13 protein-coding genes and 1 other RNA gene are annotated in these 16,236 nt (G+C 30.0%); 9 read left to right on the forward strand and 5 right to left on the reverse strand.

The genetic code is table 11. The features are described from left to right. The first annotated feature begins 10 nt into the window (after positions 1 to 10). From GQS57_RS00490 to GQS57_RS00500, 3 genes are read left to right on the forward strand one after another with little or no spacing between them, the layout of a single operon-like run. A complete protein-coding gene (locus GQS57_RS00490) occupies positions 11 to 775 on the forward strand; it encodes a glycosyltransferase family 2 protein (RefSeq protein WP_165730171.1) in 765 nt (254 codons plus the stop codon). After that, positions 762 to 1,718 carry a Stealth CR1 domain-containing protein gene (locus GQS57_RS00495; RefSeq protein ID WP_165730173.1) on the forward strand — a complete coding sequence of 319 codons (957 nt, stop codon included), beginning with the start codon at positions 762 to 764 and terminating at the stop codon, positions 1,716 to 1,718. The genes GQS57_RS00490 and GQS57_RS00495 overlap by 14 nt, the downstream gene beginning before the upstream one ends. Positions 1,719 to 1,740: 22 nt before the next feature. Further along, a complete protein-coding gene (locus tag GQS57_RS00500; RefSeq protein WP_165730175.1) occupies positions 1,741 to 2,721 on the forward strand; it encodes a Stealth CR1 domain-containing protein in 981 nt (326 codons plus the stop codon). A gap of 32 nt (positions 2,722 to 2,753) precedes the next feature. Here the strand turns inward: GQS57_RS00500 and GQS57_RS00505 are convergent, their stop codons facing one another. Further along, positions 2,754 to 4,493 (reverse strand): LTA synthase family protein, encoded by a 1,740-nt coding sequence (locus tag GQS57_RS00505; RefSeq protein ID WP_240915404.1) that lies wholly within the window; start codon positions 4,491 to 4,493, stop codon positions 2,754 to 2,756. Positions 4,494 to 5,134: 641 nt separating this feature from the next. On the opposite strand from GQS57_RS00505, the gene GQS57_RS00510 reads away from it, so the two are divergent. Next, positions 5,135 to 6,556, forward strand: coding sequence for a CCA tRNA nucleotidyltransferase (locus GQS57_RS00510; protein ID WP_165730179.1), 1,422 nt, complete (start codon positions 5,135 to 5,137; stop codon positions 6,554 to 6,556). Positions 6,557 to 6,642: 86 nt separating this feature from the next. Here the strand turns inward: GQS57_RS00510 and GQS57_RS00515 are convergent, their stop codons facing one another. The 4 genes from GQS57_RS00515 to GQS57_RS00530 form a co-directional block, all read right to left on the reverse strand. Then, positions 6,643 to 8,472, reverse strand: coding sequence for an ABC transporter ATP-binding protein (locus tag GQS57_RS00515; RefSeq protein ID WP_165730181.1), 1,830 nt, complete (start codon positions 8,470 to 8,472; stop codon positions 6,643 to 6,645). Further along, on the reverse strand, positions 8,472 to 10,187 hold the full coding sequence (locus GQS57_RS00520) for a phospho-sugar mutase (protein ID WP_165730183.1): 1,716 nt from the start codon (positions 10,185 to 10,187) through the stop codon (positions 8,472 to 8,474). Before GQS57_RS00520 ends, GQS57_RS00515 begins: the two co-directional genes overlap by 1 nt. Positions 10,188 to 10,229: 42 nt before the next feature. Continuing rightward, entirely contained in the window at positions 10,230 to 11,186 is a 957-nt protein-coding gene (locus tag GQS57_RS00525) for a glycosyltransferase family 2 protein (RefSeq protein ID WP_165730184.1), read from the reverse strand. A gap of 64 nt (positions 11,187 to 11,250) precedes the next feature. Further along, positions 11,251 to 11,772 carry a DUF4199 domain-containing protein gene (locus tag GQS57_RS00530; protein WP_165730185.1) on the reverse strand — a complete coding sequence of 174 codons (522 nt, stop codon included), beginning with the start codon at positions 11,770 to 11,772 and terminating at the stop codon, positions 11,251 to 11,253. A gap of 175 nt (positions 11,773 to 11,947) precedes the next feature. Here GQS57_RS00530 and ffs point away from each other — a divergent pair. From ffs to GQS57_RS00555, 5 genes are all read left to right on the forward strand, one after another. Continuing rightward, positions 11,948 to 12,046: signal recognition particle sRNA small type (gene ffs, locus GQS57_RS00535), an RNA gene on the forward strand. Positions 12,047 to 12,243: 197 nt separating this feature from the next. Continuing rightward, positions 12,244 to 13,047 (forward strand): SDR family oxidoreductase, encoded by an 804-nt coding sequence (locus GQS57_RS00540; RefSeq protein WP_165730187.1) that lies wholly within the window; start codon positions 12,244 to 12,246, stop codon positions 13,045 to 13,047. A gap of 239 nt (positions 13,048 to 13,286) precedes the next feature. Then, entirely contained in the window at positions 13,287 to 13,940 is a 654-nt protein-coding gene (fsa, locus tag GQS57_RS00545) for a fructose-6-phosphate aldolase (protein ID WP_165730188.1), read from the forward strand. A 128-nt stretch (positions 13,941 to 14,068) separates the two neighbouring features. Next, the gene (menD, locus tag GQS57_RS00550; RefSeq protein ID WP_165730190.1) at positions 14,069 to 15,727 is read left to right on the forward strand and encodes a 2-succinyl-5-enolpyruvyl-6-hydroxy-3-cyclohexene-1-carboxylic-acid synthase; all 1,659 of its coding nucleotides are present in this window, start codon (positions 14,069 to 14,071) and stop codon (positions 15,725 to 15,727) included. After that, the gene (locus GQS57_RS00555; RefSeq protein WP_165730192.1) at positions 15,727 to 16,218 is read left to right on the forward strand and encodes a DNA-binding protein; all 492 of its coding nucleotides are present in this window, start codon (positions 15,727 to 15,729) and stop codon (positions 16,216 to 16,218) included. Before menD ends, GQS57_RS00555 begins: the two co-directional genes overlap by 1 nt. Positions 16,219 to 16,236 lie beyond the last annotated feature (18 nt).

Raw genomic sequence — 16,236 nt, forward strand, 5'->3', positions numbered from 1 at the left:
TTAGGTTACTATGACAAAAATCACAGCAATTATACCTACATTAAATGAAGAGATTCATATTGCTGATGCTATTAAATCAGTAAGTTTTGCAAATGAAATTATTGTTATAGATTCTTATAGTACAGATAAAACTTTAGAAATAGCTGAAAAGCTACATGTAAAAATCATCAAGCGAAAGTTTGATGATTTTTCTTCTCAAAAGAACTTTGCAATTGATCAAGCCACACATAACTGGATTTATATTTTAGATGCAGATGAGAGAGTTACGCCAGAAGTAAAAGAAGAAATTTTAGAAGCGGTTAAAAATCCGAATGGTTTTGTCGGTTTTTATGTAAGAAGAACTTTCTATTTTTGCGAAAAAAAGGTGAATTATTCCGGTTTTCAGAGAGATAAAGTAATTCGTTTATTTTTAAAAGAACATTGCAATTATAAAGGAGTTGTTCATGAGAGAATTGCAGCGAATGGAAAAATTGGTTTTTTAAAACATAAAATAGACCATTTTTCATATAGAAATTATGATCATTATATTTCTAAAATGAATCATTATGCAGCAATTAGAGCCAAAGAATTACATGAAAGAGGAGTTAAAGTGAATATTTATCATGTAATGATAAAGCCCTCTGCAAGGTTTTTTATTCATTATTTTATCCGCCTTGGGTTTCTAGATGGTTTTACGGGTTTTTTAGTTGCAAAAACACAAGCTTATGGTGTGTTAACTAGATATATTAAGTTATGGTTATTAAATAATAAGAAGCATTTAAATGGAAGAATCTAAAGAAATTGTTATAGATGCTGTTATTACTTGGGTAGATGGAAATGATCCTGTACATAAAGCTAAAATGTCAAACTATTTAAGTGATAAGAGTACTGGAACCAATACTTCTTTTAGAACACTTTTTGATCAAGTAAATGAAATTGAATTTTGTGTAAAGTCCATTTTAAAGTACGCTAAATTTGTACGAAATATATTTATTGTTACAGATAATCAAACACCCGGTTTTTTAAAAGATAAAGAGAAAGCAAAAGAAAACTTTCCCAATGTATTTATAATAGATCATAAAACTATTTTTAAAGGAAATGAACAATATTTACCTACGTTTAATTCACTTTCAATAGAAACGTTGCTGTTTAAAGTGCCTAATTTAGCAGAGCATTTTATTTATTTTAACGATGATTTCTTTTTAATTAATGAAACGACTCCTAACGATTTTTTCATAAATGGATTGCCAGTATTAAGAGGGAAATGGATGCCTCATAATAAAAACATAGTAAAGAATAGAATATTTAGTAATAAAAAGGAAAAGTATACCGTTTTATACAGAAAGGCGAAAGATACGTCTTCCAAAATTTTAGGGTTTGATAAGAGTTTTAATATTCATCATTCACCACATCCAATAAGAAAATCTACTTTAGTTGACTTTTTTAAAAAAAATAAAGCTATTTTATTACAAAATATTAAATTTAAATTTAGACATGAAGATCAATATATTTTACAGTCTTTAGCCAATCATATAGAACTTAAAAATAACACTTGCATTCAAGAAAAAAAGTTAGCAATTGTTTATATGAAATCATACACATTCTTTAAAACGTTTAAAAAGTTTACAAGAGCTAAGTATAACAAAAATTACCTCTTTATGTGTTTGCAAAATTTAGATCAATGTGATGCTAAAAAATTAGTTTTTATTAAAAAGTGGCTTCATAAAAAATATAATTAATTTATAGTTAAATTTAATTACGATGCAAGAGAGTGAAAATCTTATTATAGATGCTGTGATTACTTGGGTAGATGGTAAAGACCCTATTCATAAAGCTAAAATATCTAACTTTCTTGATAACAAATCTTCATTGGATAGTAAGGCTGTTAAAATGCGGTTTAACCAAGTTAATGAAATTGAGTTTGCTGTAAAATCAATTTTAAAATATGCTAAATTTGTAAGAAACATCTATATTGTTACAGATAACCAAACACCAGGTTTTTTAAAAGACAAAGAAAAAGCTTCAAAAGAATTTCCGAATGTTATTGTTGTAGATCATAAAGTTATATTTGAGGGTAATGAAGATTATTTACCTGTATTTAATTCAATATCAATAGAAACACTTTTATTTAAAATTCCCTCTTTAGCAGAGCATTTTATTTATTTTAACGATGATTTTTTTTTACAAAAAGACACGAAAGTTACAGATTTTTTTATTGAAGGAAAACCTATTATAAGAGGTTATTGGTGTTCTTTTTACGATGATATTTGGCATAAAAAGTTGAAAAATATGTTTTCTAAAATTGTCAATAAAAAACAGAAAATAGTTTATAAACATAGAAAAGGATTACAAAAATCTGCTGAGTTTTTAAATTTTGATAAATATTTTTTCACAGAACACACACCAAGCGCAATTAGAAAATCGACATTAGAATCTTTTTTTAGTAAAAACAAAACTTTATTAAATTCAAATATTAAACATCGTTTTAGGGATCCGAATCAATTTGTAATGCATTCATTAGCAAATCATTTAGAAATACAAAATGATACTTTCTTTTTAAAAAATGATTTCCAATTAGTTTATTTTCAAAACTACAAGAAACCTTTTTGGTGGTTAAAGAATAAACTTAAAAGAGCTGAGAAAGATCAAAATAAACTCTTTCTATGTATGCAGAGTTTAGATCAATGTCCTTCAGAAAAACTAATTTATATCAAAAAATGGCTTCAAAATAAATACGATTAATTATTTTGAAGTCCAATTATAGCTTTAAATATTTAGTCTACAGTTGTAGATTTAGGTGCTTTCTTGTTGTTAAAATATAAATACTTGGTTGTATAATAATAAGCAGATAAAAGGCTATCCATTTGTTGTGCAACTTTAGGGTTCTCTAACTGAATATCTTTTACTGTATTTGCATCTAAGCTGTACAAACTTGTTTTTTTAGAGATGTTTGTTTTCTCGTAATAAAAATTATCTTTTAATACACCAACACCTTTTTCTCCTTTACTTTGTAAGTACACAAAGGCAGCAGTATCTGTATTTGTACTATCTAATAGATCTCTTCCTAAAGTATAATTTGTATAGTCTACTTTAGCGATACTTGTTGCTGTAGGAAACACGTCTATCAATTTAGCATATTTATCAACTACTTGAGGTTTTACATATTTTGGAGCATGAATAAAAAATGGTACATGGTGTACTTGTATCCCTAAATCATCTTGATTATTTTTTAAGAAATTTAATTTTTTCATACCACCTCTATGATCACCAAAAAAGACAAAAATAGTATTGTCATAATAACCAGTTTCTTTAGCTCTTTCTAAAAAACGTGCAACATTAAAATCTAAATATCTAATTGCGTTTAATTGACCTAAAGATCTAAAACCTCCTTTTAACAAGGTTTCTTCGTCTATTTCGTCTTCTAAAATTGGTTTAAAACTTTCTTTTTGGTCAGGTACTGTAAAAGGCATGTGGTTTGTTGCTGTTTGTATGTAGGCAACAAAAGGCTTTCCGCTTTCATGTAGTTTTTTAAATTCTTTGTCAGACTCTTTAAATAAATCGTAATCATCAATTCCCCAAACATCGGCTCTATTTTCTTCTTCGAAACTACCTTCTTCAAAGATTTGTAAATCTTTTACATTCGATTGAAATACGCCTCTTATATTCGCCCAATTTGCAGAGCCACCTATAAAATATTGCTTTTGATACCCTTCATACTGATCAAAAATAATACGTTGATCTATAATCATAGGGTTTCTAGAAGCTGTTTTTACATCTTCTATATCTGGTAAGCCAGTAACACTTGCAAAAACGCTTGCTGCAGTTCCTGGTTTATGAACGTAGAACTTAGAGAAACTTAAACTTTCTTTTATAATAGAATCTATTTTAGGGCTACAGTTTAAGGGATTTCCGTATAAACTTAATGTTGCAGTTCCGGTAGACTCTAGCATTACATAAATAACATTTGGTTTCTTACTATAAGGTTCTTTAAAAGTTACTTTCTTTGCAAAATTTATAGTGTCTTTTGGTAAGTTTAAATGCTTTGCGATTACTGGATAATAGGTTTTAAATTTTTCAATATTAGCTCCTTCACTTCTAAATGAAAAACTATCAAAGAAATATAAAACTGGGTTTAAAGCAAATTGGTTTACAATGGTGTTTTTAGAGAAAAAAGCCTCACTCCAGCGCAAAGGATAATGGGTGATACTGTTATAGATACCAAAAGATAAAACGAGTACGGTTAGGATAATAATTACAGCTTTTACTTTTTTTGTTATTTCTTGATGTGCTTTTGAAAATAAATTATAAACAAAATTGGCATATTTATAGATGATAAAACATAAGATTATCAACCCTATAATACCTTTATAAATAGGGTAACTTTCCACTAAAACTTGACTAGATATTTTTAAATTACCTAAAAATCGAAGTGATGAAGCATCTAATCTAATTGATAAATACTCGTAATACCCAAGATCGAATAGGTAGAATAACGTTAAAGTCAAATAAGTCAATACGAGATATGTATTCGCTATCTTTTTATAAATTTTCCTTTCAAAAAAACGGAAATTTGTGATTAAAAGTAATATCGCTAGCGGGAAAAAAGCAATAACGGCAAGTTTTAAATCAAAACGTAGCCCTAAGAAAATAGCCTTTTGCAATTTTAATGGATCAAGATCTTCTACTTGTATAAATAGAAGGTAGAAGATTCCTCTAAAAAGTACTGCGAAAATAAATAGAAAAAATACATTTGTAAAAATGTATTTTATGTAACTCGGAATTTTTTGAAACATAGGTATTATATAGGAGCGCAAAGATAGTATTTTTAGAATACACAGTTATAAAGTTCATTTCAATATTTGAAGGAATGTAGCGTTGGTTTTTAACTTATACATATAGCTAAAGACTTGAATAAAACAAAGCAGCTATAGATACCAATCATTAAGTTGTTTTATTGCGTGTTATTTAACCTAGAGATTATTGCTTTGCTGATTGTATTTGTAAATATTACCTTAAAATCATTTTAAGAAAAAGTAATTCATTTTTTTGTGTAGCATGTTTTATATAGTAAATTTGCGGTAAATTAACATGAATGTAAAATAACCAATTACTTATAGATTGGTGACTTATATTCGAACTTTAAGAGCATAAATTCATGCAAAAACAATTCTTTAAAGAAGCAATTTCTTTAGAAATATTTAATGTTATATCCAAAGCATCCAGAGAGTTACAAATAGAGAGTTATGTAATTGGCGGTTATGTACGTGATTTTTTTTTAAAAAGAGGAAACTCTAAAGATATTGATGTTGTAGCGGTTGGTAGTGGTATTGAGTTGGCTCAAAAAGTTTCTAAACTATTGCCAAATAAACCCAAAGTACAGGTTTTTAAGACCTACGGAACTGCAATGTTACGTTATAATGATGTCGAAATTGAATTTGTTGGCGCTAGAAAAGAATCTTATTCTGAAGATAGTAGAAATCCTGATGTTACAGAAGGTAATCTACAAGACGATCAAAATAGAAGAGATTTAACGATTAATGCGTTGGCTTTAAGTTTAAATGAAGATAATTTTGGCGCTTTATTAGATCCTTTCAATGGAATAGAAGACTTGAAAAGCAAGGTGATTAAAACACCTTTAAATCCAGATATTACCTATTCTGATGATCCTCTAAGAATGATGCGTGCCATTCGTTTTACTACGCAGTTAAATTTTAATATTGATACTGAATCTTTAGATGCAATTTCTAGAAATGCATATCGATTAAAAATTATTACTCGTGAAAGAATTGTAGACGAATTGAATAAAATTTTGTCATCTCCAAAACCATCAATTGGTTTTTTATTGTTAGAACAAACAGGTTTGTTAAAGCAAATATTACCTGAGTTAATGGCTTTAAAAGGAGTAGAGGAAGTAGAAGGACAGAAGCATAAAGATAATTTTTATCACACCTTAGAAGTGGTTGATAATATTTCTGAAAACACAGAAGATGTTTGGTTAAGATGGGCAGCATTATTGCATGATATCGGAAAAGCACCAACTAAAAAATTTAGTAAAAAAGTAGGTTGGACCTTCCATGCACATGAATTTGTTGGTTCTAAAATGGTATATAAGTTATTCAAGCGTTTAAAAATGCCTATGAATAACAAAATGAAATTTGTTCAGAAAATGGTCATGTTAAGTTCTAGGCCGATTGTTTTGGCAACGGAAGTTACAGATTCTGCAGTTAGACGCTTGGTTTTTGATGCTGGAGATGATATCAATTCTTTAATGACGCTGTGTGAGGCAGATATTACAACTAAAAATCCGAAGAAATTTAAACGTTATCATCAGAATTTTGAGTTGGTAAGAGATAAAATTAAAGAAGTAGAAGAGCGGGATCAAGTACGTAATTTTCAACCTCCAGTTACTGGTGAAGAAATTATGGAAGCTTTTAATTTAAAACCTTGTAGAGAAATAGGTCAAATTAAAGAAGCTATAAAAGAGGCTATTTTAGAAGGAGAAATACCAAATGAAAAGCAAGCTTCTTATGATTTTATGATTGAAAAAGGCTTAAAACTAGGATTGAAACAAAATTAGTATTATAAAAATTTTAGTTACAAGACAAAAAAAGACCATTACTAATCAGTAATGGTCTTTTTTGTATAACTATATTAGTATGCTTTTTAACTTAAACTCTGCATTGTAACCAGTTTAAAATACTCTCCTTTTTTAGTTAGTAACTCGTCGTGTTTACCTTGCTCTACAATTTTACCTTTTTTTAGTACTACAATTTTATCTGCTTTTTGAATGGTAGATAATCTGTGTGCAATTACTAGAGATGTTCTGTTTTGCATCATTTTTTCTAAAGCAAGCTGCACCAATTGTTCAGACTCTGTGTCTAAGGCAGAAGTAGCTTCGTCTAAAACCATTATTGGAGGATTCTTTAAAACAGCTCTCGCAATAGACAAACGTTGTTTTTGTCCGCCAGAAAGTGTGTTACCACTATCTCCAATATTTGTATCGTATTTTTCTGGTAAATTTTGAATAAACTCATCTGCATTAGCAATTTTTGCAGCTTCTAAAATAGCTGTATCAGTTGCCTGCTGTGTTCCTAATTTAATGTTATTTGCAATGGTATCATTAAATAGAATAGAGTCTTGAGAAACAATGCCCATTAAATCTCTTAAGGACTTTTTAGTAACGTCTTTAATATTGTTGTCATCAATAAGAACTTCTCCTTTATTAACATCATAAAAACGAGTAATTAAATTTGCCAAGGTAGATTTACCACTTCCAGATTGACCAACCAAAGCAACGGTTTCACCTTTATTAATCGTTAAAGAAAAGTCTTTTAAAACATACTCATCTTTATATTTAAAAGAAATGTTTTTAAATTCTATTTTACTTGTAAAGTCTTTCTTTATGGATGCATCTTGTTTGTCTTTAATGGTGTTTTCTGTATTTAGAACTGTCATAATTCTTTCTGCAGATGCTTCACCTTTTTGAATATTATAAAAAGTTGTTGTAATTAATTTTATAGGATTTAAAACAGTATAAAATAGTACAATGTACCCTAAAAACTGACTCGCTTTTAAATTACCTGTATTAGACAAAACTTCTGTACCACCATACCAGAGAATCGCAATAATTGTTGCCGATCCTAAAAACTCACTCATAGGTGAAGCTAATGTTTGCCTATGATAAACACTTGTCATTAATTGCTTAAAATGAAGTGTTGAGTTATTGAATTTTTTTGCGATTACATGTTCTGCATTAAAACCTTTAATAATTTTTAATCCAGTTAATGTTTCTTCAATAAAAGAGAGAAAGTTACCTGTTTCCTTTTGCGCTTTTGCTGATTTAGATTTTAATTTTTTACTGATAGATGATATTATAAATCCAGAAACGGGTAATAAAATAAAAACAAACAATGTTAGTTTTAAACTCATGTACAGCATAATTGTTATAGAAATAACAACTGTTAAAGGTTCCCTAACAATGGTTTGTACAGAGCTTATTATTGAGTTTTCTACTTCTTGTACATCTCCAGTCATACGAGCTATAATGTCTCCTTTTCTTTTTTCTGAAAAATAGGCAATAGGGAGTTCTACAATTTTATTGTACAAGTTATCTCTTAAATCTTTTACAATTCCTGTTCTTAAAAAAGCAATTGCATAAGAAGCTAAGTATCTAAATAAATTTTTAAAAAAGAATAATGACAGTGATAATAAACAAATAAATAAAAGCACGTTTATTTCTCCGTCATTAATAATTTTTTGAGAAATAAAGTAGTTGAATTCATTTTCTAGATAACTACCAATATTTCCGATACCACTATAAATTGGCTTTGAAACGGCTACTCTTTCTTCTCCAAATAAAATTTTTAGAACAGGAATAAACGCCAATACCGAAAGCACATTAAAAACTGCGTAAAGTATATTAAATAGAATATTTAAAATAGTAAATTTTCGATACTTTTTCTCATATTTTAGAATGTCCTTAAAATATCCCATTAATTCAATTTCATTTCTTTAATAATTCTTTGAATTTTTGCATCTAAAGCAGCTTCTACAGAAGTAGCGTTTTCTTTAGTATCTAAAGATGTGTTCACACTAAAGTAAAACTTTATTTTTGGTTCTGTTCCACTTGGTCTCGCTGCAATTCTTGTACCAGACTCTGTTTGATAAATTAAAACATTAGATTTTGGTAAATCGATGTTTGTTACTTCGCCAGTTATTAAGTTTTTTCTAGTTGATGCGTCATAATCAGAAAGAGATTCTACTTTTTCACCATCTATTTCAGTCAATGGATTGTTACGCATATCGCTTAACATTTGCTGAATTTCTGCAGCCCCATCCATTCCTTTTTTAGTAATTGAAATTAAATGTTCTTTATAAAAGTTGTTTTTAACATAGATAGCTAATAATTCTTCATAGAAAGAACTTCCGTTTTGTTTAGCATACGCAGCAACTTCACAAGCTAAAAGTGTTGCAGTTACTGCATCTTTATCTCTTACAAAACCACCAACCATGTATCCAAAACTTTCTTCTCCACCACCAATAAAGTCTAGCTCTGGAAAATCTCTAACCATTTTAGCGATCCATTTAAAACCGGTTAAACCAACTTTAGTCTCAACACCATAACTTGCAGCAACATCATTTACCAACTCAGTAGAAACAATTGTTGATCCCACAAATTGTTTTCCGTTCATTTTACCTTCTTCTTTCCACTTCTTCAACAAGAATTCAGTCATAACAACCATAGTTTGGTTCCCATTCATCAATTTCATGTTTCCGTCTGTATCTCTAATAGCTACACCTAATCTGTCGCAATCTGGATCGGTACCAATAACAATATCTGCACCAACTTTGTTCGCTAAGTCAGTTGCCATTTTTAAAGCTTCAGGTTCTTCTGGGTTTGGAGATTTTACTGTAGGGAAATCTCCATCTGGTTCTCTTTGTTCTTCAACAATATGAACATCTGTATAACCTGCTTTTGCCAATGCATCAGGTACAGAAACAATAGAAGTTCCGTGTAAAGATGTAAATACAATTTTTAAATTTTTGCGATCTACTTTATCAGATAAAGTTCCGTTTTTAACAGAAGCATCAATAAAAGCGTCATCTACTTCTTTGCCAATTACTTCAATTAAAGCTTCGTTTGCATCAAATTTAATTTCAGAAAAATCTAAAGCATTTACGTTTCCAATAATTCCACCATCATGCGGAGGAACAATTTGTCCACCATCTGCCCAATATACTTTGTAACCGTTATATTCTGGCGGATTGTGAGAAGCTGTTAATACAATACCTGCATCACATCCTAAATGACGTACTGCAAAAGATAATTCTGGAGTTGCACGTAAATCTTCAAAAAGAAATACTTTTATATTATTTGCAGATAAAACATCTGCTACTACTTTGGCAAACTTTTTACTATTATGTCTACAATCGTATGCTATTACTACGCTTAATTGTTCTTTTTTTACGTTTTCTATTAAATAATTAGACAAACCTTGAGTTGCTCTACCTAATGTATATTTATTAATTCGGTTGGTTCCAGCACCCATAACTCCACGCATTCCTCCAGTTCCAAATTCCATGTCTTTGTAGAATCTGTCTGCTAAAGCATCAGGATTATTGTTAATTAATTCTTGAATTTCAGTTTGAGTTTCAGCATCAAAAGTAGCTGTTAACCATTGTTTTGCTTTGTCTAAAATATTATCCATCGTTTAAAGTTATGTTGCTTAGTTGAAATACAAATATACTATTTAGAAATTGAGTTTTTCTTTAATTGTATAGTGTTTTTCGTTACTTTTTGTTTTTATAATGAGTTCTCCAATAAATCCTGCTAAAAATAATAGTGTTCCTAATATCATAGAAGTTAATGCTATATAGAACCAAGGATTATCTGTAATTAAAATTGTTTTAATGCCGTTAAAAAGTTTGTAAAGCTTGTAAGCGCCAATATAAAATGCAGATGTTGTTCCAAATAAGAACATTAAAGTTCCCCAAAGACCAAAAATGTGCATGGGTCTTTTACCGAATTTTGATAAAAAAGAAATGGTAATTAAATCTAAAAAACCATTTACAAAACGGTCCATTCCAAATTTAGTTTCTCCGTATTTTCTTGCTTGGTGTTGTACTACTTTTTCTCCTATTTTAGTATAGCCTTCGTTTTTTGCTAAAACGGGAATGTATCGGTGCATTTCTCCGCTTACTTTTACTGCTTTTATAACCTCGTTTTTGTAGGCTTTTAGTCCGCAGTTAAAATCGTTTAGTTTTAAACCAGATGTTTTTCTGGCTGCAGCGTTAAATAATTTTGAAGGAATGTTTTTTGTAATAACGTTGTCATAACGTTTCTTTTTCCAACCAGAAATTAGGTCGAAATCTTCTTTAATAATTAAATCGTATAATTCAGGAATTTCATCTGGATTGTCTTGTAAATCTGCGTCCATGGTAATTACAACAGCTCCTTTTGCCATGTCGAAACCAGCATCTAAAGCTTGCGATTTTCCGAAGTTCCTTTGAAATCGTATTCCTTTTACCTCGGTATGTGCAGCGGATAATTTTTCAATTACATTCCACGAATTATCTGTACTACCATCATCAATAAAAATGATTTCATATAAATAACGATTGGATTGCATAACTTTTGCAATCCAATCGTATAATTCTTGTAAAGATTCATCTTCGTTAAGAAGTGGTATTACTACCGAAATATCCATGTTTGTTCTATTCAATATTTATAATTCAAAGTTTAGTTTGTATGAAAACCTTAAATATTAAAATTTAGTATGTTTCCTCTTCCGTTTTTTTCATGATTGCAGAAGCAATTGCAGAAATAATAAAACCTAATATTGCAGCACCAATAATTGAAATAGCAGCTATAATACCTGGAGATTGAAATTTCTGAGCTATTTCATTAGCGCCTTCAATTTGCGCTTCTGTCATTCCTCCATCTAAATATGCTTGATTTTGAATTTCCATAGCTTGTTGCATAAAGTCAGGCTCTATAACAGTCATAAAAATATATTGATAAATGGCTGTAATTAATGCAGAAAGTATACAAATACCAACACCAATTTTAACACCTTGTCCCCAAGAGATAAAACCATTATTAATTTCTTTATATTTTTTTATACCTAAAACAACTAAAGCTGTGGTTAAACCAATAGATATAACTGAAATGGACCAATGTGGTTTAAGGTGTTCACCCATTGCGTAGGTAATAACACTCAATAATATTCCAGCAACTGCTAAAATAACACCATAATTTACAATTAGACTTTTACTGTTTGCTTGATCTTCCATTTTTTTAATTTAGTTAGTTATACAAATATATTGTTTTCATTGATGATAGTTTTTAATTATTTATAAAAGTTTGTTTACTACCACAACAATTCATTAGTATTCAGAGTGTTGAAAATGTTACATAAAATTTACACTTTTTTTATTGCCAATATGAAAAAAGCGTGTAAATTTGCCTCGGCAAGTCCTACACAACTAGCTCCCTTTGAATCCTCCAGGGCGGGAACGCAGCAAAGGTATTAGGTTGTAGCGGTGTGATGTAGGTAGCTTGCCATTTTTTATTTCCTATAATTTAATTCTGAACTTCTTCAGAATTTTTTCTTTTTAGAACAGTTATTAACTTTCTCCTTTTTAGTTTTCTACATTTAGTTTTAAGATATTTGCGGTTCTATTGAAGAATTCAAAAATTAAACGATTAAAAATTTAATGCTGAGTTTTTTAATTTTTTCAATCATTTAATATTTTTATAAACTCATGTCTAAAGTCGTATTAATTACCGGAGCTTCTTCTGGAATAGGAAAATCTATTGCTGTTTTTTTATCTGAAAAAGGATATAAAGTATATGGTACAAGTAGAAACCCTAAAAACACTGCCGATTTTCCTTTTGAATTAATTGCTTTGGATGTTTTAAAGGTTGATACTATTAATGCAGCTATCGATTTAATCATTCAGAAAGAAGGAAGGTTAGATGTTTTGGTAAACAATGCAGGAATGGGGATTACGGGCCCAATTGAAGATACTCCAACCGATGAAATGCGTGCTGTTTTTAACACCAATCTTTTTGGTGCTGTAGATGTAATGAAAGCTGCTTTACCTCAAATGCGTAAACAGAAATCTGGAACTATTATTAATGTAACTTCTATTGCTGGTTATATGGGGTTACCTTTTAGAGGATTATATTCTGCTACAAAAGGTGCTTTAGAAACCATAACGGAAGCAACAAGTATGGAAGTAAAGCCATTCGGAATTAAAGTAGCTTGTGTTGCGCCTGGAGATTTTGCAACTAATATTGCTGCAGGAAGATATCACACACCCGTTTTTGATAATTCTGCTTATAAAGAGAATTATCAGATGAATTTGAATTTGATGGATGCGCATGTAAGTGGAGGAATGGATCCGATAGAAATGGCAAAGGCTGTACATAAGATTATAGAGACTACAAACCCGAAAATCCATTATAAAGTAGGTGGTTTTATGGAGAAATTCTCTATTGTTTTAAAGCGAATTTTGCCAGATAGAATATATGAGAAAATCTTGATGGATCATTATAAATTGTAGATTCTGATTAAGACCTCACAGGTTTTTTAAACTTGTGAGGTCTGAAAATATCTTTATTTAACTTCTAAGAATTGTTATGAACTAACTATCTTTGCGTTAGGGATTGAAGCAATTGTTTGAGCTCTTTTTTGTTTTTTAACAAAAAAAGCGAGTGCGTAAAGCCTGCTCGAACGCCCCAAACCTCTCGACTCCGCTCGAGATGACAATTATTAAGAACAATTACAACTAAATATATACAAATGAAATTTTTTATTGACACTGCAAATTTAGAGCAAATTAAAGAAGCGCAAGCTTTAGGTATTTTAGACGGAGTTACTACAAACCCATCTTTAATGGCTAAAGAAGGTATTACTGGCGAAGTAAACATCATTAACCATTACAAAGAGATTTGTGAGTTGGTAGAAGGTGATGTTTCTGCAGAAGTTATTTCTACAGATTTTGACGGAATGGTAAAAGAAGGTGAAGCTTTGGCTGCTTTAAATCCTCAGATTGTTGTGAAATTACCAATGATTAAAGACGGTGTAAAAGCGTGTAAATATTTTTCTTCTAAAGGGATTAAAACAAACGTAACGTTAGTGTTTTCTGCAGGTCAGGCTTTATTGGCTGCTAAAGCAGGAGCAACGTATGTTTCTCCGTTTATTGGTCGTTTAGACGATATTTCTACAGACGGAATGAACTTGATTAAAGAAATTCGTTTAATTTATGACAATTACGGTTTCGAAACTCAAATTTTAGCAGCTTCTGTACGTAATACAATGCATATTATTAACTGTGCAAAATTAGGATCTGACGTTATGACTGGACCTTTAAGCGCTATTGAAGGTTTGTTAAAACACCCTTTAACAGATAGTGGTTTGGCTACATTTTTAGCAGATTACAAAAAAGGAAACTAGTTTTAAAAATAGTTACAAAGTCGCAAAGTTTCAAAGTTAAAATTGAAAGTTTGCGGCTTTCTGTTTGTATAAATATAAGGCTTAACTTTGCAACTAATTTAGCTTTGTAACTTTGTTACTGAAAAAAAATGTACCCTAAAAAAGAACTCGCACAAATTGTAATTTCAGCATGTAGTCAATTTAATATTGATACGGTTGTTATTTCTCCAGGATCTAGAAATGCTCCTTTAACGGTTGGTTTTTCTAATCATCCAGAAATAAATGCATTAAGTGTTGTAGATGAGCGTTGTGCTGCTTTTTTTGCATTAGGTATTGCACAACAAACTCAGAAACCGGTTGCCATTATATGTACATCTGGTTCTGCGTTGTTAAATTATTATCCGGCAATTGCAGAAGCTTTTTACAGCAACATTCCGTTGGTTGTAATTTCTGCAGACAGACCAAAACATTTAATTGATATTGGAGACGGACAAACGATTCGTCAAGAAAATGTGTTTGATAATCATATTTTGTTCGCTGCCAATTTAATTGAAAACGAGAAGTTTAAAACACGTAATTCTCAGTTAATAGGAGAAGCTTTGCAAATAGCAGTTTCGCAAAAAGGACCTGTGCATATAAACGTTCCGTTTGATGAGCCTTTGTATGAAACTGTTGAAGAAATGCAAAGTTTTAATTTTCCGCATATTTCTTTAAGTTCTTTAGATAATTCTCATATTGATTATGATAATTTATCAAAAATATGGAATGCAGCAGAAAAGAAAATGATTCTTGTTGGTGTTAATTATCCTGAGGCCGATTTACATAAATTAATGGATTTGTATGCAGAGGATGAATCTGTATTGATCTTAACGGAAACAACGTCTAATTTACATCAAGAAAAATCGGTTAATTCTATAGATCAGTTAATTTTTTCTTTGGATGAAAATCAGTTTGAAGATTTAAAACCAGAAGTGCTAATTACTTTTGGAGGGATGATTGTTTCTAAGAAAATTAAACAGTTTTTAAGAAAATATCCACCAAAACAGCATTGGAATATTGATGAAAAGAAAGCAGTAAATACGTTTTTTTGTTTGTCGGAATTTATACAAATAAAACCATTAGATTTCTTTTCGAAATTTAATAAAGAAATAATAAAAAAAGAAAGCAAGTATCAGCAAAAATGGTTGCAAATTCGTGATGAAAAACGCATAAAACATCAACAGTATTTATCAAAAACAACACATTCAGATTTTAAAGTTTTTGAACAGGTTGTAGAGAGTATTCCTGTTAATAGTCAGTTGCAAATTAGCAACAGTTCTATAATTAGATACGCACAATTATTTTCTATTGATAAATCTAACACCGTTTTTTGTAATCGTGGAACCAGCGGAATTGACGGTAGTACGTCTACTGCAGTTGGAGCTGCTTTTGCAAATAAAAATCAGACTGTTTTTATAACAGGAGATATTAGTTTCTTTTATGACAGTAATGCGTTGTGGAATGCTAACATACCTAAGAACTTTAGAATTATATTAATCAATAATTCTGGTGGTGGAATTTTTAAAATTATTCCGGGACCAGGAACTACCAATGCTGCGAGGTATTTTGAAACTCCGCATACTTTAACTGCAGAACATTTGTGTAAAATGTACGAGTTAGATTATTTAAAGGCAGATTCTACCGAAACAGTAACGGCACAATTAAAAGGTTTTTATGAAACATCAGAAAAACCAAAAATATTAGAAATTTTCACTCCAAGTGAAGAAAATGATTTAATTTTATCAGCATATTTTAAATACATACAATAATGAGTTTACAAGAAGATTTATACGAAGAAGACGAGAATTTACAAGATGGTGAGGATAACTCGGAAGAGATAGATATGTACTTGAAAGAAGGAGATAAGGTCAGTTTAGTAATTGAGACAGAAACCAATTTAGGATATACTGTTTTAATTAATGAAGAATTTGACGGTTTACTTTTTAGAAGTGAAGTTTTTCAGGAGTTAGAAGAAAATATGGAGGTTGTTGGTTATGTGAAACAAATTCGTGAAGACGGAAAAATAGATGTTTCTTTAAGACCACAAGGTTTTAGAAATGTTATTGATTCTGATGTAGAAAAAGTACTGACAAAACTAAAAGATAGTAGAGAAGGTTTTTTATTATTAACTGATAAAAGTTCTCCAGATTCTATTCGTTTTCATATGAAAATGAGTAAAAAGGCATTTAAAAAAGCTGTTGGAAATTTATACAGACAAAAACTAATTCTTATCAAAGAAGATAGAATAGAGCTTGTTTAAAAGTAAGCAGTTTTCAGT

The organism is Polaribacter sp. 20A6 (assembly GCF_011378915.1).
Taxonomy (GTDB): Bacteria; Bacteroidota; Bacteroidia; order Flavobacteriales; family Flavobacteriaceae; genus Polaribacter; species Polaribacter sejongensis.